This is a genomic window from Nostoc sp. FACHB-190 (assembly GCF_014696905.1).
GTDB lineage: Bacteria > Cyanobacteriota > Cyanobacteriia > Cyanobacteriales > Nostocaceae > Nostoc_B.
In genome coordinates this window covers 95,213-120,013 of the sequence record NZ_JACJQW010000008.1, presented here as the reverse complement: position 1 = coordinate 120,013, position 24,801 = coordinate 95,213, and the positions used below count along the sequence as shown (strand labels likewise).

At 39.6% G+C, this 24,801-nt stretch carries 19 protein-coding genes and 1 pseudogene; 14 read left to right on the top strand and 6 right to left on the bottom strand.

The window, feature by feature from the left end:
* Positions 1 to 38 precede the first annotated feature (38 nt).
* Positions 39 to 1,322 carry a M16 family metallopeptidase gene (locus H6G28_RS12020; RefSeq protein WP_190670974.1) on the top strand — a complete coding sequence of 428 codons (1,284 nt, stop codon included), beginning with the start codon at positions 39 to 41 and terminating at the stop codon, positions 1,320 to 1,322.
* Positions 1,323 to 1,393: 71 nt separating this feature from the next.
* The gene (locus H6G28_RS12015) at positions 1,394 to 2,260 is read left to right on the top strand and encodes a fructosamine kinase family protein (protein ID WP_190670972.1); all 867 of its coding nucleotides are present in this window, start codon (positions 1,394 to 1,396) and stop codon (positions 2,258 to 2,260) included.
* A 56-nt stretch (positions 2,261 to 2,316) separates the two neighbouring features.
* Here H6G28_RS12015 and H6G28_RS12010 read toward each other — a convergent pair whose 3' ends face one another.
* Positions 2,317 to 2,532, bottom strand: coding sequence for a hypothetical protein (locus H6G28_RS12010; RefSeq protein ID WP_190594037.1), 216 nt, complete (start codon positions 2,530 to 2,532; stop codon positions 2,317 to 2,319).
* 893 nt (positions 2,533 to 3,425) lie between these two features.
* Between H6G28_RS12010 and H6G28_RS12005 the strand changes: the two genes are divergently transcribed.
* The 8 genes and pseudogenes from H6G28_RS12005 to H6G28_RS36810 form a co-directional block, all read left to right on the top strand.
* Positions 3,426 to 3,806: a hypothetical protein gene (locus tag H6G28_RS12005; protein WP_190594039.1), complete on the top strand. Its 381-nt coding sequence runs from the start codon at positions 3,426 to 3,428 to the stop codon at positions 3,804 to 3,806.
* 699 nt (positions 3,807 to 4,505) lie between these two features.
* On the top strand, positions 4,506 to 5,141 hold the full coding sequence (locus tag H6G28_RS12000; RefSeq protein ID WP_190594041.1) for a Uma2 family endonuclease: 636 nt from the start codon (positions 4,506 to 4,508) through the stop codon (positions 5,139 to 5,141).
* A gap of 146 nt (positions 5,142 to 5,287) precedes the next feature.
* Positions 5,288 to 6,841 (top strand): CPBP family intramembrane glutamic endopeptidase, encoded by a 1,554-nt coding sequence (locus tag H6G28_RS11995; protein ID WP_190670970.1) that lies wholly within the window; start codon positions 5,288 to 5,290, stop codon positions 6,839 to 6,841.
* A gap of 1,000 nt (positions 6,842 to 7,841) precedes the next feature.
* A complete protein-coding gene (locus tag H6G28_RS11990; RefSeq protein WP_190594045.1) occupies positions 7,842 to 8,120 on the top strand; it encodes a TM2 domain-containing protein in 279 nt (92 codons plus the stop codon).
* A gap of 296 nt (positions 8,121 to 8,416) precedes the next feature.
* Entirely contained in the window at positions 8,417 to 8,683 is a 267-nt protein-coding gene (locus H6G28_RS11985; protein ID WP_190594047.1) for a TM2 domain-containing protein, read from the top strand.
* A gap of 50 nt (positions 8,684 to 8,733) precedes the next feature.
* Positions 8,734 to 9,213 (top strand): DUF2752 domain-containing protein, encoded by a 480-nt coding sequence (locus H6G28_RS11980; protein WP_313949907.1) that lies wholly within the window; start codon positions 8,734 to 8,736, stop codon positions 9,211 to 9,213.
* A gap of 99 nt (positions 9,214 to 9,312) precedes the next feature.
* Complete coding sequence (locus tag H6G28_RS36570) at positions 9,313 to 9,522, top strand: hypothetical protein (protein ID WP_242054540.1); 210 nt, start codon at positions 9,313 to 9,315, stop codon at positions 9,520 to 9,522.
* Positions 9,523 to 9,973: 451 nt separating this feature from the next.
* Positions 9,974 to 10,306 (top strand): annotated as a pseudogene (locus H6G28_RS36810) (IS4 family transposase); the annotation flags it as partial.
* 264 nt (positions 10,307 to 10,570) lie between these two features.
* On the opposite strand, the gene H6G28_RS11975 reads toward H6G28_RS36810, so the two are convergent.
* The 4 genes from H6G28_RS11975 to H6G28_RS11960 form a co-directional block, all read right to left on the bottom strand.
* Complete coding sequence (locus H6G28_RS11975; protein ID WP_190594048.1) at positions 10,571 to 10,996, bottom strand: hypothetical protein; 426 nt, start codon at positions 10,994 to 10,996, stop codon at positions 10,571 to 10,573.
* 42 nt (positions 10,997 to 11,038) lie between these two features.
* Complete coding sequence (locus H6G28_RS11970) at positions 11,039 to 11,731, bottom strand: hypothetical protein (RefSeq protein WP_190594050.1); 693 nt, start codon at positions 11,729 to 11,731, stop codon at positions 11,039 to 11,041.
* A 69-nt stretch (positions 11,732 to 11,800) separates the two neighbouring features.
* Positions 11,801 to 12,508, bottom strand: coding sequence for a Uma2 family endonuclease (locus H6G28_RS11965; RefSeq protein ID WP_190670969.1), 708 nt, complete (start codon positions 12,506 to 12,508; stop codon positions 11,801 to 11,803).
* A gap of 25 nt (positions 12,509 to 12,533) precedes the next feature.
* Positions 12,534 to 13,181, bottom strand: a complete 648-nt coding sequence (locus H6G28_RS11960) for a restriction endonuclease subunit R (RefSeq protein ID WP_190670967.1) — start codon at positions 13,179 to 13,181, stop codon at positions 12,534 to 12,536.
* A 296-nt stretch (positions 13,182 to 13,477) separates the two neighbouring features.
* On the opposite strand from H6G28_RS11960, the gene acs reads away from it, so the two are divergent.
* The 3 genes from acs to H6G28_RS11945 all read left to right on the top strand — a co-directional run bounded on the left by acs (position 13,478) and on the right by H6G28_RS11945 (position 17,962).
* On the top strand, positions 13,478 to 15,451 hold the full coding sequence (gene acs / locus H6G28_RS11955) for an acetate--CoA ligase (RefSeq protein WP_190670965.1): 1,974 nt from the start codon (positions 13,478 to 13,480) through the stop codon (positions 15,449 to 15,451).
* A gap of 379 nt (positions 15,452 to 15,830) precedes the next feature.
* Positions 15,831 to 17,471 carry a CocE/NonD family hydrolase gene (locus H6G28_RS11950; RefSeq protein ID WP_190670963.1) on the top strand — a complete coding sequence of 547 codons (1,641 nt, stop codon included), beginning with the start codon at positions 15,831 to 15,833 and terminating at the stop codon, positions 17,469 to 17,471.
* Between the two features lie 5 nt (positions 17,472 to 17,476).
* The gene (locus H6G28_RS11945; RefSeq protein ID WP_190594057.1) at positions 17,477 to 17,962 is read left to right on the top strand and encodes a YcxB family protein; all 486 of its coding nucleotides are present in this window, start codon (positions 17,477 to 17,479) and stop codon (positions 17,960 to 17,962) included.
* Between the two features lie 146 nt (positions 17,963 to 18,108).
* On the opposite strand, the gene H6G28_RS11940 is transcribed toward H6G28_RS11945, so the two are convergent.
* Positions 18,109 to 23,226 carry a PAS domain S-box protein gene (locus H6G28_RS11940; protein ID WP_190670961.1) on the bottom strand — a complete coding sequence of 1,706 codons (5,118 nt, stop codon included), beginning with the start codon at positions 23,224 to 23,226 and terminating at the stop codon, positions 18,109 to 18,111.
* Positions 23,227 to 23,721: 495 nt separating this feature from the next.
* On the opposite strand from H6G28_RS11940, the gene H6G28_RS11935 reads away from it, so the two are divergent.
* On the top strand, positions 23,722 to 24,345 hold the full coding sequence (locus tag H6G28_RS11935) for a 4Fe-4S single cluster domain-containing protein (protein ID WP_190594059.1): 624 nt from the start codon (positions 23,722 to 23,724) through the stop codon (positions 24,343 to 24,345).
* The last annotated feature ends 456 nt before the right edge of the window (positions 24,346 to 24,801 follow it).

Genomic DNA, 24,801 nt, shown 5'->3' with positions numbered 1-24,801 from the left:
GATAAAGAAGTAAGAACCCTGTTCACTCACCACTACTCATGACCTCAACTCTATTAAAGTCTTCTCGTCTCAATTCCCCAACAATACACCGTTTGCCTAATGGCTTGACAATCATTGCCGAACAAATGCCCATTGATGTTGTCAACCTCAACCTCTGGATTAAAGTTGGTTCGGCTGTAGAATCTGATGCGATTAACGGGATGGCTCACTTTTTAGAACACATGATTTTTAAAGGAACTGAGCGATTAGCCAGTGGAGAGTTTGAGCGGCGGATTGAAGAACGGGGTGCTGTGACTAATGCTGCTACCAGTCAAGATTATACTCATTACTATATAACTACTGCGCCCCAAGATTTTGCTGAATTGGCTCCACTGCAAATAGATGTTGTATTTAATCCGAGTATTCCTGATGATGCTTTTGAACGTGAGCGTGCTGTTGTTTTAGAAGAAATCCGCCGTTCTGAAGATAATCCCCACCGCCGGACTTTTCGCCGTGCAATGGAAATGGCATTTGATACTTTACCCTATCGCCGTCCGGTGTTGGGGCCAGAATCGGTCATATCTGGGCTAGAACCCCAACAAATGCGGGATTTTCATGCTCAATGGTATCAACCGCCAATGATTACGGCTGTAGCTGTGGGCAATTTACCTGTAGAACAATTAATTGCTAATGTTGCGGAAGGATTTACCCAGGTTGGTAAAAATCAAGAGTCAATAGTCAATAGTCAAGAGTCGAATTATACTTTTGAATCGGCGTTTACAGAAATTGTGCGGCGAGAATTTGTCGATAAAAGTCTTCAGCAAGCGCGGTTAGTCATGGTGTGGCGGGTTCCCGGATTAGCACAGTTAAATCAGACTTATGCTTTAGATGTGTTAGCGGGAGTTTTAGCACATGGTAGGACATCAAGATTAGTTAGAGATTTGCGGGAAGAACGCGGATTAGTTTCTTCGATCGCAGTTAGTAATATGAGCAATTTATTACAAGGTACATTTTATATTTCTGCTAAATGTGCAGTTGAAAACATCGCCGCCGTTGAAGATGCGATCGCCCAACACATTCGCCGACTACAAACAGAACTAGTCACAGACAAAGAAATCGCCCGCATCCGCAAACGTGTCACCAACAGATTTATCTTTGGTAACGAAACCCCAAGCGATCGCAGTGGCTTATATGGTTTCTATCAATCATTAGTCGGTGATTTAGAACCAGCCTTTAACTACCCCCTGCACATTCAACAACAAGAAGCCAACGATTTACTCCTCGCCGCCAATCAATATCTCTGTCCTGATGCTTATGGTGTAGTGGTCATGAAACCGTTGTAAATTAGGGAGTGGTAAGTAGGGAGTGGTGAAATTCCCTACTCCCTACTCCCGATTCCCTACTCCCCATTAAAATGTTTTGGACTGAAATTGATGCCCATATTAGCCGAGTAACTGGCGAAAATTTTCTCACTCAAAAACGGCGTTCTGTAAGTGGTGGCTGTATTAACCAAGGTTACGCCGTTTCTAACGGTGAAATCACATACTTCGTCAAACTCAACCAAGCATCGCAAGTAGCGATGTTTGAAGCTGAAATGTTGGGTTTAAAGCAAATGTTCGCCACAAATACTATCCGTGTACCCAAGCCCATTTGTTGGGGAACATCAGGCGATTCTGGCTACATCGTTTTGGAATGGTTAGAAATGGGTGGCGGTAATACCCAATCTTGGGCAGAAATGGGGCGCAAGTTAGCCGCCATGCACCAAGCAACCAGCCAAAATGGTTTCGGTTGGGATATGAATAATACTATTGGTTCCACTCCCCAAATCAACACTTGGACAGCCGATTGGATTGATTTTTACTGTACACATCGCCTTGGTTATCAATTTCAGTTAGCCAGAAGGCGCGGAGGTAATTTTCCGAAACAAGATAAATTATTAGCCGCGATTCCCGAATTATTAGCCAATCACGAAGTACAACCATCCTTAGTACATGGCGATTTGTGGGGTGGAAATGCTGGCTGTACTGTGTCAGGTGAACCCGTCATTTTTGATCCAGCCACTTATTATGGCGATCGCGAAGTGGATATTGCGATGACAGAACTTTTTGGTGGTTTTCCCGCCGCTTTTTATCAAGGATATAACGCCGCTTTTCCCCTAGATCAAGGCTACGAACGCCGGAAAACTTTGTATAACCTTTATCACATTTTGAATCACTTCAATTTATTTGGTGGTGCTTATGGTTCCCAAGCCAACCGGATGATTGACCAAATTTTGCGATAAAGATTGGGGCAAGAATTTGGGGATGCGATCGCCAGCATAGTTGACTCATCAGCCGATTAATCTCTACACCGACCGATTCGCAAGCAATCCCCCGTTTGATCTTCTCTGGAAGCAAATCGCTGTGGCGATCGCTTTACTTTAGTATAAACACTATATTTATTTATCTTGGCAGTAATAATTGGCACATTAATATTACTGCTCGCTAAACTAACTTCCGCATTGTACAAATAAGCCGGTAATGCTATGAGTCCAATGCAAATTATCCTATACATATCAACCTCAGCAAATAATTTACGCCTACGTCATTTGGTCAGTTCCACCTTGATGAATCGGACTTTCCAAACAGATAATTGCATATTGATATTGTATCAATTGATGCAATAGTCTAGACGCAGAGACGCAATTTTTAAAATATCAGTTCCATCCTCAGATTTGTGTAGCTTACAGGATGGTCATGACTCATAAGATGGCTTCCCATTAACTTATGCAAGCCTAACTACAAAGAAACAGGACAAAAATCCGCAATCACAAAGAAATTCATTGCTGTCTTTAGAACTTGGCGATGATGTTGCGCTTATCCAGTTTGACCAAGGCTCATTTCACACTGTAAAAACTCTTGATTGTCCAGAAAAAAAGGATGACAATTTCAATTGCTCTACAGCCTGCACCATTAACAGATGCTTTTAAGCATTCTATTTTTTCTCATCTGAGTATCCTTTTGGTGGGCTGTAGACAAATCTCTAAAAATAGCTATTTATTTAAAACCGATTATTAAGCAGATAGCATCATGTAGCATTTGTCGGTTTAGTGCAGTACAAGTTGATAGGGGAAAGAGGCTAGAGGCTAGGGACTAGAGGAATGTACCTCATTGAGATGAAAAACACTGTAATCCAAATTATACTACCGTGTAAATGTGTGTACTTATGTTTGAAGATAGACTCACAATTGTGACGATACTTATTAATTGTATGGACTTGGTATGTCTTTTGTATTGCTTTTTAGTGACGAATTTTAATAGTCAATTAATTTACTTCCTTTGATAGCTAAAGAGGGGCAGTCAAGTAAATATATGAGTAATCTTTCATAATTTATTGTCAACCTCATATTGACCAATGAAAACTAATAGGATAGGCTTGGCAATCAGAGATGTTCTATCAGGAAAAATATGAACAAGAAGTTAGTACTGAATTTGCTTTCTAGCTCGGCAATCTTTACTTCCCTGATGTCTACATTGGCAGTCATTCCAGCACACGCCTCTGTGAACCTCACCCAAAAATTAATTCACACCAACGATGGACGTACTTGCATTACTAATCCCCACGGTTTGAAGGATTTTGTCTGTATTCGAGATTCCGAAAGAGATCCCAAAGCACCTCCCGCACCTACATCTATGGTGGTTTCATCCCAGCCATCTGATACCAATATTGCAGAATTGAACTTTACAGATGAAGAAAGTGATGCCGCAATTAGAATCTTTAAGTGTGACTGTCCTTATTGCATTAATTCTTTGCGACAATTACGCGGTAGTGGCAACTTAGTATACTAAGCTGAAAAACTTAAATCTTCGTCAGACTTTCGGAAAACATTGTATTTAGTTTTAAGAACAATCAAGGCAATCGATTTGCTGGGTATAAATTGAATTTTTACTCAGTACAATCCAATACCAAATAACCAAAAGCTTTTGTAACCATATACTATAGGAATACGGTTTGATGCCTGAATCTAGTTGTGTGGGCAGGGAGTAGGGAGTAGGAAAGAAACCTGCTCTGTACTGATTTTTTTCCCAAATCAAATATGAGTCCTATATATAAAAATTCTATTTGACTGCTGGATGTCTCTAATACCAAATCGATATGAAGAAGCATATAATTAGCCTGCGTTCGGCTTTGCCGTTGCCGATAGGCTAGGCAGGCTTTGTTTGTATAGCCCCAGACTTCAGTCTGAGGGGTTTATTTCAATCAACGGAATATATACTTAACACTCCACCAATTGATTTTGACAGGTTGCAGGTGTTCAGAACCCCGACTTTTTCAAAAAGTCGAGGTTCTATGATGTGTGATAATTTATGTGGAGGAATACTACAGCGTTTTCCGTCTTAATAAGATACATTCCTCTAGTCTCTAGCCTCTATTACCTATTAACTTGTACTGCACTAAACCGAAAAACGCCATAGTTGATGCCCGCTTGATGTACATACACGATAAAATTTGTTTATCTAGTAATCTGATAAAATCAACATTTTCGTATGCTTGCCAAGTCAACGCCTGCTGAACAAAGAACAGTTCTGCACAACGTTAGCTGGGAAACCTTTGAAGCTTTGCTAAGAGATACAGGTGAAGAGAGAGGTTCTCGGTTTGCGTATGAATGCGGTACTTTAGAAATTATGACACCACTATTTGAACATGAAAACCCTAAAAGTAATTTAGGAAACTTTATTGTTGCGTTAGCTGAAGAATTAGATATTGAAATCAGAAGTGCTGGTTCTACAACCTTGAAGCAGAAGTTAGTTAAAAAAGGCATAGAACCAGATGCTTGTTATTATATCCAAAACGAACTATTGATGCGATGTAAAGAAACTTTAGACTTAGAAACTGATCCACCACCTGATTTAGCAATAGAAGTTGATATTACTAGTAGTTCAGTTAATAAGTTTAATATTTATGCCGCATTAGGTATTACTGAACTATGGAGATATAACGGACAGAATTTAAAATTTTATCAATTATTAGAAGGGCAATATATTGAGTGTGAGTTTAGCATTGCCTTTCCAATAGTATCAGTACGTGATGTGAGCCGATTTATTGAACAAAGTAAAACTATGGGTGAAATTGCTTTACTCAAATTATTTCGTGCTTGGGTAAGAAGTCAGCTAGAGGGTTAATGAGTTGTAATTTAACATCCTGTGGTGCGGTGAGCGATCGCTATTCTTGTAAAGTAGACTCACAATCTTGACCATATCTATCCACCTCCTGCTTTTTCTTGCGATAATTCCCAAGGGGCATATTCTGGTTCGTCCAAGGGGGATAGATGACTCTCAAACGATTGGTTTTAATCATTTCGACTGTGATAGCAGTTGTATTGGCAACTTTGTCGCTAGTCAGTAGTTGGCAGAAACCACAGTTCCAAAGTCGTCTGGAACTTTATCAAATCAATATTGCGCTGCAAGCCCAAGCTTGGCAGCCAGAAGATAGCAATGGTGATAATTTTCAGGTAATTCGCCAAGCTATCCTGGAAGATCAGCCCCTAGAAAATGCCACACAGCAATATCAAGCAGCACGTAAATCTGTACAAACTAATTTAGATCAGCTTAACAGCCAACTTACACAGTTAAGTTCTCCAGCTAAACCCCTACCACAAGACACTGTTGACACTAGCGCATCTCCAGAAGTCACCAAGAAACAATTACAGCAATCTTTTTACCAACAGCAAAAATTACTCGCCGAGTTAGATTTACGTCTGGGAATTTTACAAGTACAACAAGGACAACAAGACACAGCCTTGAAAACTTGGGCGGAATTACAAAAACCAGCACTCAACAGCGATTTTGCAGATACCGCGACTATCTTGAGCGGACTCTGGAGTGATCCTCCGCGAATTTTACCCAACGCCCAGCAGCTAATTAAAAAGAATTTAGATGGTTGGTTTCGGAATACGGCTCTGATTCAGCTATACCAACTCCAGCAACGTCAAGAACCTTTAGCCGCAGTTAAAGCTGCACAGCAATCAGCCGCAGCCCAAGCAGTATTTAAACTCACCCTCATCGGCACGATCCCCGCCTTAGCCGCATTGATCGGCACAATTCTGCTGATTTTCTTATTGACACAACGCTTGCTGAAAGGAAAAGAAGCGTTATTGGCACAAAATGGTGATTTGGTTTGGACAACACCCTGGGATGGCGAAACTGTACTCCAGGTTTTTGTTGTCGGATTTTTCTTTATGGGACAAGTTTTTGTTCCCGTTTTATTATCTATACTGCCAATTCCCCGCCCGATTGTGGGTGTACGCTTACAAGCTTTCTCTGTGTTGGTTAGTTACTTGTTGGTGGCGGCGGGGGCGCTGTCAGTGATGTATTTTTCCATCAAACGGTTTTTCCCTCTGCCAAGGTTGTGGTTTAAATTCCAACTCCAAGATAGTTGGTGGCTGTGGGGCTTAGGCGGTTACTGCACAGCTTTACCTGTAGTTGTGGTGGTATCGTTGATTAATCAAAAACTCTGGCAAGGACAGGGTGGTAGTAATCCGTTATTACAACTGGCGCTAGAAAGTCAAGATTCTATCGCATTAGGAATATTTTTCTCCACAGCCGCGATCGCTGCTCCCATATTTGAAGAAATTTTATTTAGAGGCTTTTTGCTACCCTCCCTCACCCGTTATTTACCTGTGTGGGGGGCAATTTTGGCCAGTAGCTTGTTGTTTGCGATCGCTCACCTGAGCTTGTCAGAAGTTTTACCACTCACCGCCTTGGGGATCATCCTGGGAGTAGTGTACACGCGATCGCGCAATCTCCTTGCTCCCATGCTACTCCACAGCCTCTGGAATAGTGGCACACTACTGAGTCTTTTCCTCTTGGGCAGTAGTAACTAATGAAACATATTTAATACGGTTGCCGTAGCAAAAAATATCTGATTACATCTGCGTAGGTCATGATTTTTCGTAGGTGATTACTAAAGCAAGTATTCTATGAGATTTGGCTGAAATTTAATCATATTGACAGCCAAAAAATTCCAACATTACTGTCAAATAGACTACAAAACTTCTAGATAAACCTCTAGTACTATCTAGATAGTGAAAGCTATTTTTCAGATGTTGATTGCCTATCTGTGTCATATTTGGCAAGCGATATTGAATCATAGCCCTTAACCATAGGAGTGATGCAAAACAATTAAATAAGGTATTCAGTGTAACTTCAATTCACTAGTACCAAAATGGCATAATTTTCTAGTTGAGGAATACATGCCATCTGTATCGAATTTATCCCTTTACAGCTAATTTAAAATCTCATCCTTGCAGCCATATCAAAAAAGTCCGGAAATAACATTAATGGACTTGAAAGAAATGGTATGATATCGCCGTTTTTTGATGATTATGAGTATTTATCCTCGTCCAGAGAAATCATACTTACGAATCTACAAAATCACTGTTTTTGATGTCATAATCACAATTAAATACATACAGCAGATTTCAAGTAAATAAAGTACACAAATTAGTTTTCTACCTAGCTTAGAAAACTAATCTAATTCTGAATTTTGATGCTCGGATTCTGCTGTAAATCAAGTAGCTTGCTAGTTTGCAGCTACAAAATACTTGTCCCTATTACTTATATTTTGTAGTGTTTCCTTTAAAGTGTTGACATCTTTATTTAGGTAAACGTTAGGCGTATACTAACAAAAAATCAGTTTCATAAATAGTTTTTCCTAGCTGACTATTCATGTACGACTAAGAAAAAACACTGTGTTTCTTGGTGATTTCTGCATTTCTATATTGAGATTCAAAAACATTAATTACAAATTATGAATTGAACTCAACTGTTCTTCATCAAAAGAAAAATTTAGTTTTCCACTGATCTTTGAGGAGTAAGAATACTATGGCAAATCTCAACCCTACTAGTCATCCTAATAAGCAACTTTTGGCTGGTTACTGCGGGATAATTTTTGGCGGGTTTGGCGTTCATAAATTTATTTTAGGATATGCTGCTGAAGGCTTTATTATGTTGGCTATATCCATAGTTGCAGGTACTTTTACTTATGGAGTCGCCTTGATAGTGATGCAGCTGATCGGTTTGATTGAAGGCATGATTTATTTAAACAAATCCTCAGAAGAATTTGCCGATATCTATTTTGTCAATAAACAAGGCTGGTTCTAAAGCTCATATCTCACAAGAACAACAAGATACCCGACTTTCTTCAGAAAATTGGGTATCTGAAAAATGTTCATATTTTATCAATATACTGTAACTTATCTTGATATTTTAAATACAATACTTAACTATATTTAATGCTACCTTTGACTTTCTGCGCTAGACGCTCCAAGTTCCCAGCAAAGTGGGACAGAAGGTTTAATAGATAACAAATTGTATCTGTTGTAAATATGTAGAGGCTAAGTAAATAAAGTTACTATAAAATTGGAGTGTTATTTATGCTTGAGGCGTATTTCTAACCAATGTCTAATAACAGTCCTAGCGATACCAGTAGTAAAAAACTAGCAGCAGGAATTTGTGCAATCTTGTTAGGAGCTTTAGGGATTCACAAGTTTATTCTCGGTTACACAACCGAAGGCTTAATCATGTTGCTGGTTAGCATCCTCACCTGTGGTTTTGGTGGAGCAATTATGGGCATTATTGGTTTAGTAGAAGGAGTTATTTACTTAACCAAAACCGATGAGGAATTTGTTGAGGCTTACATTGTCAACAAAAAAGGCTGGTTTTAAGTTTTAATTTTGGCAGGTTTCATTTGCCGTTGTGATTTCAGAGGACATCTGTGTTGAAATTATCTTCTACTCCTCTATCGTGCCACGGTAAGCTAGTACGTTGGGGTATATTAGGGTTCTCTTATACCCCACTATTTGGTACATATTTTTACAACCAAAATTATCGTCTTGGGTTTTTAGTCTGTCCTATTAGACACTTAACAGGAATCCCTTGTCCTACCTGTGGTATGACACGTTCATTTATGGCTATTGGGCGAGGAGACTTAAACCAAGCATTTACCGAGAATTTATTTGGCCCTATTTTATTTGCTAGTTTTGTCATTGCCATAGTTCACGTTACCTTAGAATTGTTAACTAGGCAGGAAATTAAAACTTTATATTGTCAACTATTAAGACTGAAAAAGGTACAAATACTGTTTTTACTGATCGTGTTAATTTATCATACTTTCCGGCTGTATCACATCTCACAAACAGGAGAATTGTATATTGCCTTTAGTCAATCTCCTTTGGGTCAATGGCTTTTTCAGTAAGTCTTTGAATGGCTAGAGCTATTCCTCAATCATTTACAAACATCTTTCTTCCTTGTCTACCTTTTCACCCTTGTCTCTTTGGTTCATATATCAATTAGGATGGGAAAAAATAGTCTGAGTTTTACTACTATGCCAATGCTCAAACGTAAACATCTCATTTGGTTTTTCTTACTGCTATTAGGCTGTGGATATTTTAGTACCATGTCTAATTTAGAAATTAATTATTATTTAAAGAGTGTAGTTTTCCTACTACCAATGCAGTTGGCTGCAATTATTTATGTTACTTATCTAGGCTGGAAGCGCAACTGAAAGTCAAGTCATCCCAATTCGATAAGAGGCTGTATATAACCCAAGAAACTGGAAATCTGGGGCTATACAAACAAAGCCTGCGAAGGTAGAGAAATAATATGCCTATTCACATTGATTGGGCAAGCTTCGGTTATTTCTACCAGTCAATCGTCAACATAACAAAATATATAAAGAATTATTAATTTGTCATTAGTGTAACTAAATTTATTTTTGTAACACTCCTTATTTGAATTTGATGTGATTTATGTTTACTTAAAACTTTTGGCTCTCCTAGACTAGCTATAACAAATTAATACTTAATATCAGGTTAAATCCTTACATAGTCTGGTATTCAAGAGTAATAAAGTAAATTTTTATTAAATCATTGTTTTTATGTTAGTAAAACCTTGTTATATCAATCGTTAGAGCCATTTTTTAGTGTTAATTTATCAGCCCAAGTCTGGGAGAGCCAGAAAAGTTAGCGAATGGACTACCATTACCAATAAAATTTGAAAGTAGGAGAAAAAGAATACAAAGATTTTTATCATTACCGAATTTCACAATTGAGAAAATCTGGTTTCCGATTATTAAAGAATGGTTATCAATATACTGTAGCGAGGAAAAAATAATTTATCTAGCAATTGATAGAACTAATTGGAAGAGAATAAATTTATTGATGGTAAGTGTAATTTGGGATAAAAGAGCATTGCCAATTTACTTTAAGTTATTACCAAAATTAGGGAATAGTAACATATCTGAGCAACAAGAGATATTATCTCAAGTGATGCCACTTTTTCAAGGATATTTGTATGGATATGGTTCATAGAATTAATGAGATTAAATCGCAATAAATGTAAGTATTATCAATAAGGTCTAAGAGCTATGAGGCTTATAGAGTGAGTCTTCTAGCTTATTTCGTCTCCCCTTCAGCATGTTTCTGTGTATGATAGTGATGACAAATGCCAATTTAGAGGTTATGTAGGCTTAATTCATGCGAATGGTCTTCAAAAAAAAGTTGAAATTATTCAACAAAAATACTGCTAAGAATCACTACGAAGGTGATAGATTTTCAGGCGAAAAATCTTCCTACTAGATGTGCTGCTAAATTTCCAACATCTAGATTATGTACATGATCATCAGCTAATAAACTAATCACCGCAGATAACCTATCACCTTCTTCCGCAATTCGTTCACAAGCTGCTAAGTTAACTGCAAAATCAAACAGCGATTTTTCACCTAACTGCTGTCTCACCTGGACAGCTAATATATCATCACTGACCAAAAATTCTTTAATTGAATCTAATAACTGATTGCCTAAAATCTCGTCATGTTCCCAGGTTTCTAGCCAATCTCCATCAACATCTTCAACATAGATATGTACAAAATCTAAACCATAAGTTAGCCAATCTTGTTGCATTTTACGGGCTGTTGCTAAAGCTTGGGCAAATTTATCTAATTGTCCTTCGTAGCTTGCAGTTTCACTTTGATTAGGCATAAAGGCTATGATAAGCAGTTAATTGAATTAATACATCAAAAATTAGGCAAATTTCAGATATTTGCCTTCCGCAAGATAATCACTGTTATACAAAGCAACGTTGACTAACTGATTAATGAAATTTGCATCTTTAGGATTGTAACTAACAAACAAGCCTCTTTCTATCTCCCATGAGTTAAGTGTACTTTTCCAATCATGATATTTTTGGTTACTTAGTTCTTCAGATACACTAGTAATTTGAATACATAATGGTTGATTGTTGCGACTGCTAACAATTAAGTCTGTCGCCATCGAAAGGTCGGCAATATACCTCTGCCAAAAACTACCTTCACGACTCACAATATCTTGAGCTATAGATTTAATAATACCATCATCCACTTGATTAAATTCACCCGACATTAATTTTTGTTTCCAAATATAAAATTTAGTGTCAGTTGCATTAATCCACTTAGGAAAAAGATAACTATACCAATATCTTTCATTTGCTGTCATTTGGGCAAATTTAGCTTGTTGTTCTGCTTCGGAAGGTAATGATTTAATCATTAACCAAATGGTAGAGTCCGTGATTACTTCCAACAGAAATGCCAGAACCAAAGGTTTTGCCGTCAGGGAACCTAACTTAATATCTTTAACCCAACGATTAATTTCATGCAATTTTCTCGCTAGATTTTGATCTACCGAGGATGCTTCCTCGATAAGTGATTTTAACTGCTCCTTAATCTCTTTCGCTTGCAAATGATGTCCTGCTCGTGGTCAATGATACTTATTTTATTTAAAAAACTTCGTATTAACTTCATGATGCTATTAAATATTGTCGGGGTCAATACCTTGCGCTAGTAAAATCTCCCTTAACCGATTAACTTCCTCTTGGGCTTGTTGGGCGCGGCTTTCTGCTTGTTGGGCTTTTTCTTCTGGTGTGGGTATTAACTGATTATCCGCCGTAAAGTATCTTAATTTGCCCTCATACATGCCGAGATACAGTTCTAACTGCTGACTCCAGAATTTGCCTTCTGGGGTGGGTGTAATTGGTTGATATCTACCTTCTACTAAATGAAATCCTTGGAACTCAAGAGTAACAGGGTCAAACCAGAAGTAGTCAGGGGTGCGGAAGGTGTCTTGATAAATTTGTTTTTTCAAGCCTCTGTCTACTGCGGCTGTGGAATCTGACAAAATTTCGACAATCACATTAGGATATTTGCCGTCTTCATGCCAGACTATCCAACTATTGCGGTCTCTTTTTTCTGTACCTAACACCACGAAAAAATCTGGGCCGCGAAATTCTTCTGATTTTTTTTGCCTGGGGCTGTAGTAAATTGTCAAGTTACCAGAAGCATAGAAATCTTGTCTTTCTTGCCACCATAACTTTAATGTGCGAATTAGCAGTTCAATTTGGTCGCGGTGTAAATCACTTTCCAATGGTGGTTCGTCACTTAGTAAATCACTAGGCGGAAATGGTATACCATCTGCTGTGATTTCACTCTTGATCCTGTCTACAATGGCAGGTTCAGACATAAGCGGCTCTCAATATCTACGTTTATTATTTCTGAAGATTTACTAACTGACAGATGCCTTTAAGAACTTGTAATAACTCGATCGCATCGGGTGATTCATTAAGATTTAATAATGGCATAAGTTGATAAGTTGGCTGTGGTTCGCGGGTTACATGAACAAATTGATAAAGCTGTCCGTTGGTAACTAAACCCCACACAGATGATTGTTGCTCTAAACTTTTAAAGGCGTAAGTAATTAATTGTGGCAAACCCTCACCTACATGGATAGCACTATTTTTTGTTTCAATGACTAAAATCCAAAAAGGTGCTGCGGTATGAGTTTGAGAGTTATTGACGGCTAAAATATCCATCCGTCCGGTAATTCTTCTGTCTTCATCTTCGACTGCGATCGCCACACTATCTTCCATTGTTAACCGAATCGGCACATCATAAAATCCAGCCAGTCGCATTAATGGCGCTAGTGTTAAAAATTTAACTAATCCTTCAGAAATTTTACCTTCACTAGAGTAACGCTCAAAGTCATTTCTGATTCGCAATAAATCCTGCTGTTCAAATTCAGAAACTGGTTCTAAACTTAAAAAGTCTGTAAATGAGCCATTTGGAAGCTTTTCGAGTTTCAGCAAGCGATGAACATCGTTGAGTGATAAGTTACTAGCTTCAAGAATTAGCGGCATGGTGTGAAGTATGAAGTGTGAAGTATGAGATTTTATACTTATTTTATTTAATGTGAAAATCCTGGATACTCAACAAAAACTAGTACAGGTCGGTGTAAATAAACAGACTATCTAGAATTGCTAAAAGGCTTGTGGTATCGTTATTCTTTCTTTTTCCTTTTGCTTTTTTCCTTTTGCCTTGTTGTACTAGCCCCTAGCCCCTCTTTTCATCCAGCTTAACGAAAATCTAAACTCTTGAGAGCCTAACTAGGCTAAGAATGGTTTTTACTAACATATAGTGATTGTGCTGATCAACTATGTCTCAACCAACTATAGAGTCAATCCTACAAGAGAAGCGTTTATTCCATCCGGCGGCGGGATTCTCGCAAAACGCCCATATTAAAAGCTTAGAAGATTATCAACAACTTTACGATAAAGCCAAGGCTGACCCGGAAAAATTTTGGGCAGATTTAGCGGAAACAGAGTTGCATTGGTTTGAAAAGTGGCACACAGTTTTAGATTGGCAACCACCGTTTGCTAAGTGGTTTGTCGGTGGGAAGACAAATATTTCTTACAACTGTTTAGATAGACATCTCACCACCTGGCGCAAGAATAAAGCGGCGTTGATTTGGGAAGGTGAACCAGGGGATTCCCGAACTTTAACTTACGCCCAACTACATCGAGAAGTGTGCCAATTTGCCAATGTATTAAAGCAGTTGGGTGTGCAGAAAGGCGATTGCGTTGGTATTTATATGCCGATGATACCGGAAGCGGCGATCGCTATGTTAGCTTGTGCGAGAATTGGCGCACCCCACAGTGTGGTATTTGGTGGTTTTAGTGCCGAAGCTTTACGCGATCGCTTGATTGATGCCCAAGCTAAATTAGTGATTACGGCTGATGGTGGTTGGCGCAAAGATGCGATCGTTCCCCTGAAAGAACAAGTCGATAAAGCTTTGGCAGATGGCGCTGTTCCTTCTGTAGAAAATGTCTTGGTAGTTAAGCGCACCGGACAAGATATTTATATGCAGTTGGGCGGACGTGACCATTGGTGGCACGATTTACAAAAAGGTGTCTCGGCTGATTGTCCGGCGGAACCAATGGACAGCGAAGATATGCTGTTTATTCTCTACACTTCTGGCAGTACAGGCAAACCCAAGGGCGTTGTGCATACCACTGCTGGTTATAACTTGTACACCCATATCACCACCAAGTGGATATTTGATTTACAAGACACAGATGTTTATTGGTGTACTGCCGATGTGGGTTGGATTACCGGACATAGTTACATTGTCTATGGGCCATTATCCAACGGTGCAACCACACTGATGTATGAAGGTGCGCCCCGTGCTTCTAATCCTGGCTGCTTCTGGGATGTGATTGAAAAATACGGCGTGAATATTTTCTACACTGCACCAACGGCGATTCGGGCGTTTATTAAGATGGGCGAACACCATCCCAAAACCCGCAACTTGTCTTCACTGCGTTTGCTGGGAACCGTCGGCGAACCAATTAACCCAGAAGCTTGGATGTGGTATCACCGCGTAATTGGTGGCGATCGCTGCCCAATTGTCGATACTTGGTGGCAAACTGAAACAGGTGGAATTATGATTACACCCCTACCAGGGGCAATTCCCACTAAACCCGGTTCCGCAACCCGTCCCTTCCCCGGAATTTTGGCAGACATCGTTGATTTAGATGGTAATTCTTTAGGCGATAACGAAGGCGGCTATTTAGCAGTGCGCCATCCTTGGCCGGGGATGATGCGGACTGTTTACGGCGACCCTGACCGCTTCCGCCGTACCTATTGGGAACATATTCCGCCCCAGGATGGCAAGTATACATACTTTGCTGGCGATGGTGCGAGACGCGATGAAGATGGTTATTTCTGGGTGATGGGACGGGTAGACGATGTGTTGAATGTTTCAGGACATCGCCTCGGCACTATGGAAATTGAATCAGCCTTAGTTTCTCACCCAGCCGTTGCTGAGGCGGCGGTTGTGGGTAAGCCAGATGAACTCAAAGGTGAGGATGTTGTAGCTTTCGTTACCTTAGAAGGTACACATCAACCAAGCGAGGAACTGAGTAAAGAACTGAAAAAACACGTCGTGCAGGAAATTGGTGCGATCGCCCGTCCCGGAGAAATCCGCTTTACCGATGCTTTACCCAAAACGCGATCAGGCAAGATTATGCGGCGATTGTTGCGTAACCTCGCCGCCGGACAAGAAGTTTCTGGTGACACCTCAACTCTCGAAGACCGTAGCGTGTTAGATAAATTACGTGAAGGTGCTTAAAAAGTGCTGAGTGCTGAGACCAATTCTCTATGAAGTTACGCCAAATAGATGTAGAGACGTTGTATGCAACGTCTCTACATTACAAAATAAAGTACATCTTCATCAAGAAAAGGTATGAGTAAACAGTAGGGCGTGTTTTTTGATGTTAGGACTTACGCAAGAACCCTCTCAAATCCTCTTAATTTCGTGTCCTTTGCGCTCTTTGCGGTTCGATAAATTAAGCTTTTTGGGAATTTTTGCGTAAGTCCTGGATGTAACGCAATGCACCCTACTAAACTTCTCTTACTCATCTGTGCTTGTCTTAAATAATCACACAGAATTAATTACACAAATTCTCTCCCTGTTCCCTATTCCCTGATTTAATTTTGTGCAACTACTTATGTATAGAGTTCTTCCTAAACAAACTGCATCTATGTACACCCGCGATGGTGTCAGACTGGATGCAGATATTTATCGCCCTGATGCCGCAGAGAATTTTCCGGTATTATTAATGCGACAACCTTATGGTAGAGCGATCGCATCAACTGTAGTCTATGCCCATCCCAGTTGGTATGCTGCCCAAGGTTATATTGTCGTGATTCAAGATGTTCGTGGGCGCGGTACTTCTGCTGGGGAATTTAAGTTATTTGCCCATGAAATTGCTGATGGTGAAGATAGCATTTATTGGGCAGCCCATTTACCTGGGAGTAATGGCAAAGTCGGAATGTATGGTTTTTCTTATCAAGGAATGACCCAACTCTACGCCGCAGCTGCTAAACCCAGTGCTTTAAAAACAATTTGTCCGGCGATGATTGCCTATGATTTATATACAGATTGGGCTTATGAAGGTGGCGCATTCTGTTTACAAACTAATCTCGCTTGGGCAATTCAATTAGCTACAGAAACCGCGCGTCTCCGTTACGATCACACAGCTTATCAGGCTTTATTTACTGTGGCACGCAATTTACCGCTAAATAATCCCGAAGTTCTCCAACAACTTGCCCCGGAGTCGTTTTATCATGAATGGATAGCCCATCCCCAAGCCGATGATTATTGGGAAGAACTTTCACCCAAACGCCACTTGCAAGCTGTGGACTTGCCAATATTTCATATCGGCGGATGGTTTGATACTTATCTGCGTGGAACTCTGGGTTTTTACCAAGATATGGCAACCCGCAGCACCCAACCCCAACATTTATTAGTCGGCCCTTGGGCGCATTTGCCTTGGGGAAGAAAAGTCGGCGAAGTTGACTTTGGTGCGAAAGCCGCCAGCCCTGTAGATAGAATGCAAATTCGCTGGTTTGATCAATTTTTAAAAGATATAGATACAGGCTTATTGCGGGAGTCTTCTATTTGCCTGTTTGAAATGGGAAGTAATATTTGGCGGACTTTCCCTAGCTTAAATACAGCTAAACAGGAATCTTATTTTCTGTCAACCACCGGACTCGCCAGCATCCGCGAAGACTCAGGAATACTCAGCACTCACACTTCGACTGCGCTCAGTGTACAGTATCCAGAACTCAGTACTCACGACGTTTTAGTCCACGACCCTTGGCGACCTGTACCTTCTTTAGGTGGTCATGCCGGCTTACCAGCAGGTGTATTTGAGCGATCGCATCTTGATTGTCGTTCTGATGTGTTAACTTATACAACTCAACCACTCACAGAAGACCTGCATATCCTGGGGAATGTAGTGGTAGAAATTGATTGTAATGCCGAACAGCCTAGTTATGACGTATGCGCTGTGTTATCCCAAGTCCAGCCTGATGGCAAAGTATATAATTTGACTCAAGGCTATATACATTGTCCACAAAATACTGCTGTTCCGATTAAAATTAAACTGCAAACAACTTGTGTACAAATTGCCAAAGGTAATGCTTTGCGTTTGAGTTTGAGTGCAGCTTGTTTTCCTGCTTATGCCATGAACTCTGGTAATGGTGCAGTACTGAACAGTAATGATTTACGCAATGCTCAGGTTATCACATTGACAGTACACTGTGGTGGCGATCGCAATTCTCAAATTTTCTTACCACTGGTTTAAATGAAATGTACATCAAAACTAAAAGTTTTCAAATTACTCCAAAAGAATTAGGCGCACTGTTAACTGTTGACTATTACAGACGGATGAAATTTTTTTTTATTCTCTTCGCAATTTTGCTAGTTATCAATATTGTTGTTTCCGTCTTACAAAATCGCTTTGATTGGTGGTTAATATATTTTGTCGGATTAGGAGCGTATTTTGTCTCCTTGCCTTTGTTTTTTCAACCACGAAAGCGCAATTCTACGTTAAATTTTCAAAATCGCTACTGTGAAATTGATGAAAACTTTTTTGCAATGTTTTATGAAGATGGCAGTATTGTTAAACTTAATTACTCACACTTTATGCAAGTCATCACAAAAGCAGACTATTATTTTTTATACATGACTAAAGCTCAATTTCATTATTTACCAGTTGCTGCTTTTGAAAGTGAAAAAGATATCCATCGATTTGATTTATTTTTACAGAGCAAGCAATTAATTAAAATCTGGTAATTGCTGAAATTTTATCATTTAACTATAGGACTCATATTTGATTTGGAAAAAAATCAGTACACCCAGATCAGGTTTCTTTCCTACTCCCGACTCCCCATTCCCTATTCCCTACCTACACAAATAAATTCAGAAATAAAACCGGATTCCTATATATTTGATTTCTGGCTCGCTAAATCCATAATGATTTCAAACCGAAAGTTTTGCGCTAATTCGATTAAATACTTTTGATATCTGGGATTTTTAAGGGTAATTTCTGACATTAACTTTAAAATTAAATCATCACTACACTGAGCCGCAGCATGATGTAGTTTTTTCAGCCATTCATCAGGCATTTGGTCTAACCAATCTAATACTTCTTGGTGTATGGTATTATGGCTAATATTTGATTGTATTTCATTAATCTTAGGCTGAGTTCCTTCCTGATAGATATATTGAACATTTAAATATTGTTGAATTTTTTCCAATATTTCTGCTTCACGAAACGGCTTATTAATCAAATCATCACAACCTGCTGATAGGATAGCTGCTCTTTGCTCTTCAAAAGCATGGGCAGTTAAAGCAATAATAATCGCATTGACTGACGAAGACACTGCGGTTTCATTTGCAGTTTTAATTAACTTTGTTGCTACATAGCCATCCATCACAGGCATACGCATATCCATAAAAATTAGATGTGGTTGCCATTCTTGCCATAAGTTAATCGCCTCCTGGCCATTTGTTGCTTCACGCACTACAAAACCTCTGAGTTGTAGTAATTTAACTAATACTAAACGGTTTTCTAAAACATCATCTACAACTAAAACTCGGTACTCAGGTTGTCCTGGTGCTAAACAAAGAACTCGACACTGATTTTGACTGATTGTAAGTTGACTAGTTGCGGCGAAATCAATATCAATCTGAAAAGTAAAAGTAGTGCCAATACCTTCTTGACTAGTAACAGTGATATCTCCTCCCATCAGCTGCACATATTTACGACTGATGGCTAAACCGAGTCCCGTTCCTTGTTGAGATTTTCGTCCAATTTCAGTTTGTTCAAAGGCTTTAAATAACAAATCAATTTCTTGAGGAGAAATACCAACGCCTGTATCTTGTATCTCGAAGAGAAGCGAGTGAGAAAAAATATTTTCTGTATGTTGTTGAGATTTTTGGGCTAATTTGACACGCAAAATCACACTACCTTTAGCGGTAAATTTTATCGCATTGCCTAAAAGATTAAGTAAAACTTGCCGTAGTTTATTATCATCTGTTTGCACATACTGAGGTAGCTGTGGTGCGTATTCAAACTGTAGTTGTAAACCTTTTGATTCGGCACGCAACCGCAACATTTCTTCTAGGTTATTTAATAAGGCAATTAAATCAAAATGACTGATGTTTAATGTGGTTCTGCCGGCTTCAATTTTAGACATTTCTAAGATGTCGTTAATTAAGTTGAGCAAATGTTCGCCAGCACGATTAATAATTGCTAGGTGTTGTTGGTGTTCTGTTGACAGTTGATTGTCATAACTCATAACTTGGGTAAAGCCAAGAATTGCGTTGAGTGGTGTGCGTAATTCGTGGCTCATGTTGGCGAGAAATTCGCTTTTGGCTTTATTAGCAGCATCAGCAGTAATTACTGCTGCTTGTAATGCTTGTGATTGTCTTTGGGTTTGTGCTAGTAGTTCGGCTTGTTGCAAAGCAATGCCCAAATGATTGCCAATTTGCACAACAATATTAATTTCACCTGTTTTCCATTCTCGCGGATTAGAGTTTTGATAACTGGCGAGTAAACCCCACAATTTGCTTCCACAAAAAATTGGGACAAGAATATAAGCTTTGGCTTGAAAACGTTCTAATAAGTCTAAATAACAAGAGTCAAAATCGGCTTTGTAAATATCTGCCACACACCGAAAATTTATCTCTTGCTCATAAACACCGCCTTGATTGGCTTGCAGATAAGTATCTTGAATGGGATAAGTGGCACTTTGTAAAATCGTTTCTAGACAGCGACCATCTTCTAAAACATCGTTGGCAATGATGGGATCATGGATTTGTTCTAACATTAAAGAAACCCAACCTTCGCTCATTGATTCTGAGACAAATTCACCACTCCAGTCAGAATTAAAACGATAGACAACCACGCGATCGCAATTTAATGCTTGGCGTAATTCTTCAGTTGTCGCGGCAAAAATTGTCTGTAAATCTAAAGTTTGGCGCATTCTTTGAATGACTTGGGCAATTGCTTTTTCTCGTTCAGCACTCTCTCGTAAAGCGGCTTCTGCTAGTTTACTCTCGGTAATATCTGTAATTGTCCCTATATGTCCGGTAATTTCTCCATGTTCATCGAGTTCTGGTATGGCTTGGCAAATCACCCAAACACTTTTTCCATCAGGACGCAGACAACGATGTTCGCATGTATATAAAGATTTAGCGGCGGCGGCTTCATTCCAGGTAGCAAAAACGCGATCGCGATCATCAGGATGCAAGGACTTTGCCCAGCCAGTACCCATTGCTTCTGCTTGTGGTAAACCAGTAATTTCCGACCAACGCTGATTAAGATAGATGCAATGACCAAATTTATCTGTATGGTAGATGCCAACTGGTGAAGCATCCGCTAAGGTTTGATAGCGCAGCCGACTTTCTTGCAAAGCCAATTCTGCACGTTTGCGATCGCTAATGTCTACTACCACTGTCCCCACTCCCGAAATCCGATTGTCTTCATCGGGAATCGGAAAATAAGAAGTTAAAAAATAACTCAATATTTCTGGTTGCTTGGGTGTGGTTGTACAAATTTCTATATTGAGAATTTTTTCGCCAGTCGATAATATATGTTCGTAAAATGGCACTAATAAAGGTGCAATTTGGGGTATAACTTCGTATACCGTTTTACCAATATGTGATTCTGGGGATAATCCGTGAATATCAGCTAAAACTTGATTTACCTGTACATACCGTAATTGATTATCGAGTATTTTCATCCCCACAGGCGCACTACTAAAAAAGGCATTCAGACGCGCTTCTCGCAGTGCCAATTCTCGCTCTAAAGTTTTGCGTTCTGTAATATCTTTATGAGTACCGATCATCCGCAACGGCTGACCCCAATCATCACATTCAACAATTTTCCCGCGAGAATGAATCCATTTCCATTCATTATTACCACCGAGCATCCGATACTCAACTTCATAAACAGCACTCACCCCTTGCAGATGGGCTTTTAAAGCAGAACTGACTGCTGGTAAATCTTCTGGATGGATATATTTCTCCAGTGCTTGAGAAGTATTTGTTAGATAATGGCCTTCGTATCCCATAATGTGTTTCCATTGCCAGCCACAGTAAGCTTGATCTGTGATCAAATTCCAATCCCACAAACCCAAGTCGCTGGCTTCTAAGGCAAGTTGTAAACGTTCTTCACTTTGTCTGTGGGCCGCTTCGATCATTTTGCGCTGAATTAAACTGCCTAACTGAGTCGCCACAGCCCCAACTAACATCAGTAACCGCTTATCAATAGATACAGCAGTGCGTTTAAAGAAGACTAAAATTGCTAATACTTCACCATCAGCTAAAATTGGCACACCAAAGGCTGCTTTTAATCCTACTTGGGCTGCTTGTGGCGATCGCAAAAATAATGGTTGCGTAGCCACAGAAACATCTTCAATCCATTCTGGTTGTTTATTTTGCCAAATCCGCCCAGGTAGCCCCTCACCCACAACAAACTTGACTGTTTGGCTATTGAGAGAAAATTGTCCTAAGCTGGTTTCTTCGCCATACCAAACTAAACTATGTTCTAAACATTTCCCATCTTTACTCGGTAGCCATACTTCCCCAAAATCCCAGTGAATAGAATGGCAAATTAAACGCAACACCACTTTTAAAGCACTATTAACATCCACCGCGCGGGTAATAGCTTGGGATGTTAATAGTAGTAGCCGACTTTCATTTTCTGCCTGCTTCCGGTCTGTAATATCTTTCGCTGTAGCTAACACATATTTTTGACCATCAATTTCAATCATTTCCGCACTGAACAACATAGTTTTGATTTCTCTATTGGCGGTACGGAAATCAACTTCATAATTGCGTAAAGATTTAGTTTGTTGCAAAATTTGTGTCAGAAACACACTTTCTTGCGAATTAGCCCAAATCTGCAATTCTTGATCAGTGTGACCAATCACTTGGGTACGAGAATAACCAAATAGCCGACAAAAACTATCATTAACTTCGATGTAGCGAGTTTCTGGCAGTTTACACAAAATAATTGGGTCAGGAGAAGCTTTAAAGGCTGATGCTAACTTGGCTTCCGAAGCTTGACGTGCGGTTTCGGCGCGTTGACGTTCCCGCGCTTCCAATATTAAAGATGCGATATTTGCCAGGGAACGGGCAACGTTTTGGTCTTCTAATGTCCAATTTCGCAATTCTCCCACCGCTTCTAAACACAAAACTCCCACCGTTTTTCCGGCTGATCGAATCGGTATATCTAAAATCGAAATAACGTTGATTTCGGAATAAGGTTGAGCAAATTCTTGGGTTCGCGGATCAATGTGAACATTCTCCACCGCAATGATTTCTTCTTGCTGCAAAGCTTGAAAATAAATCGGATAATCTACTACAGCTAAGGTACGCCCTTCACTATGACGCTGATGACTTTGCTCAAATAAATCTAGGCAAGAAATCGCAGTTGCAGTTTGATTATATAACCAGATACTAGCTCGTTCTGTTTCCAAGCTTTTCGTAGCTGCTTCTGTAATTGCGCCAAATGCTTGTTTGATCTCACCTTGATATAATATCTGATTTTTAGCTAATTCCGTTAATACTAAGTTATGGTTACGGAGTTTAAGATTTAGCAATTTTAAAGCTTGTGCCTGAGATGTATCCTTTGTTGGTATTGATGCCAACTTTATTTGCTGAGACTGGATGTGACGATGAATGCAATTCTGCACACGAATTAAAATTTCGGGAGCGCACAGTGGCTTGGTAATATAGTCAACAGCCCCTAATTGAAAAAATTTCTCTCTATCTTGTAAGGTTTCTATAGAACTGAGCAAAATAACCGGAATATGTCGAGTTTGTGGCTGAGTTTTGAGATACTGACAGACTGCATAACCATCCATTTCCGGCATGAGAATGTCTAGTAAAATTAAGTCAGGCAATATTTTGAGTACTGCGTCAATTGCCAGTTTACCTGAAGTTATTTTTTGTACCTGATAATTTTCGCCTTCAAGAATTTGAGTTAAAAAATTTAAATCAGTGGGCTGATCATCAACCAATAGAATTTTCATCGATTGATCATACATAAATGTCTCTTGATTTTATAATTTATTAAAAATTTCTGGGGATCAAAGGGAAAATATTTTCATAAAATTAGAATATTATTAATAAATATAACGCAGAGATATAGGAATACGGTTTGATTCCTGAATCTAGTTGTGTAGACAGGGAGTAGGGAATGGGGAGTAGGGAGTAGGAAAGAAGCCTGATCTGGGTGTACTGATTTTTTTCAGAAATCAAATATGAGTCCTATAGTAATTTGGTTTGATTGCCGAATTTACTTGTGTTCCACAGAAAACGTGAATTACGAGTTAGGCGAGATATCTTCACAAGTTCCTCATTTTTTTCGGGTTCAATGTTGATGGAATTATGGAGAATGGCAGTTTAGTCAAATCAAATGCAGTATGTCGAGTGACTGGTAGCGATAATTGCTTTGATGTAGGTTTTGACGGCGATCGCACCGCATAATTCCAAATCAACACATCAAGAGTATTGGGTAATTTCAGCACAGGAGGAAACAGATGGAAACGCAACCAACTTACCCATCACCAACACTTCTAGAAATTCCCCCTGGCTATCTCAACATTATGGGTTATGTTGATGAGTCAGAAGTTAATGGCCCTGGTTGTCGCGCTGTGATTTGGGTGCAAGGTTGTCCCCGCGCCTGTTCTGGTTGCTTTAATCCTGAGTCTTGGCCTTTTGAGATTAACCAACTGATTGCTGTTGATACCCTCGCCGAGCAAATTCTCAGTAAACCCCAAAACACAGGTGTCACCTTCTCTGGTGGCGAACCGTTTTGGCAAGCACCTGCTTTAGCCGCTTTAGCACGTAAACTAAAAGCTGCGGGCTTAAATGTGATGTCTTTTACAGGTTTTACCCTCAAGCAACTCCAGTCCGACTCCGCACCTCCAGGTTCACAAGAACTATTAGCACAATTAGATATTTTAATTGATGGGCCATTTGTCGAATCCCTGGCGATTAATTCCCCCAACTCCCCAGTTTCTTCTAGTAACCAGCGAGTAAATGTCTTTAACCCTGCTTTAGCCGACCAAATTACTTGGGCTAGTGACCAAATTGAAATTCACATTCTCAAGGATGGTAGCCGCATTGTCACCGGTTATCGCGGACGACTGGAATTAACTTAAAGTAATCCCAATTCAAAAAATGTTTGCCACAGATAAAGCATTGAAGAGGAAATCGTAACCAGTTAAATAACCAGCAATATAGGACAATACGGTTCAGTTAAGAGAATAGTAGGTTGGGTGTAGCCGCGTAACCCAACAAAACCTTGAAAATGTTGGGTTCCGTTCCTCCATCCAACCTACACCAGTCTAAGTTGTTGCCTTAACTGAACTGTATTGCAATAAGTAGTTAAACATAATTAATTACACAAAGTCATTGCGAATGGAGCGAAGCGAAATGAAGCAATCGCAAGGGCTGGGATTGCTTCGCTTCGCTCGCAATGACTGTAATTAATTTTGCGTGGTTACTTATAGGACTCATATTTGATTTGGGAAAAAATCAGTACACCCAGTTCAGGCTTCTTTCCTACTCCCTACTCCCCATTCCCTACTCCCTGTCTGCACAACTAGATTCAGAAA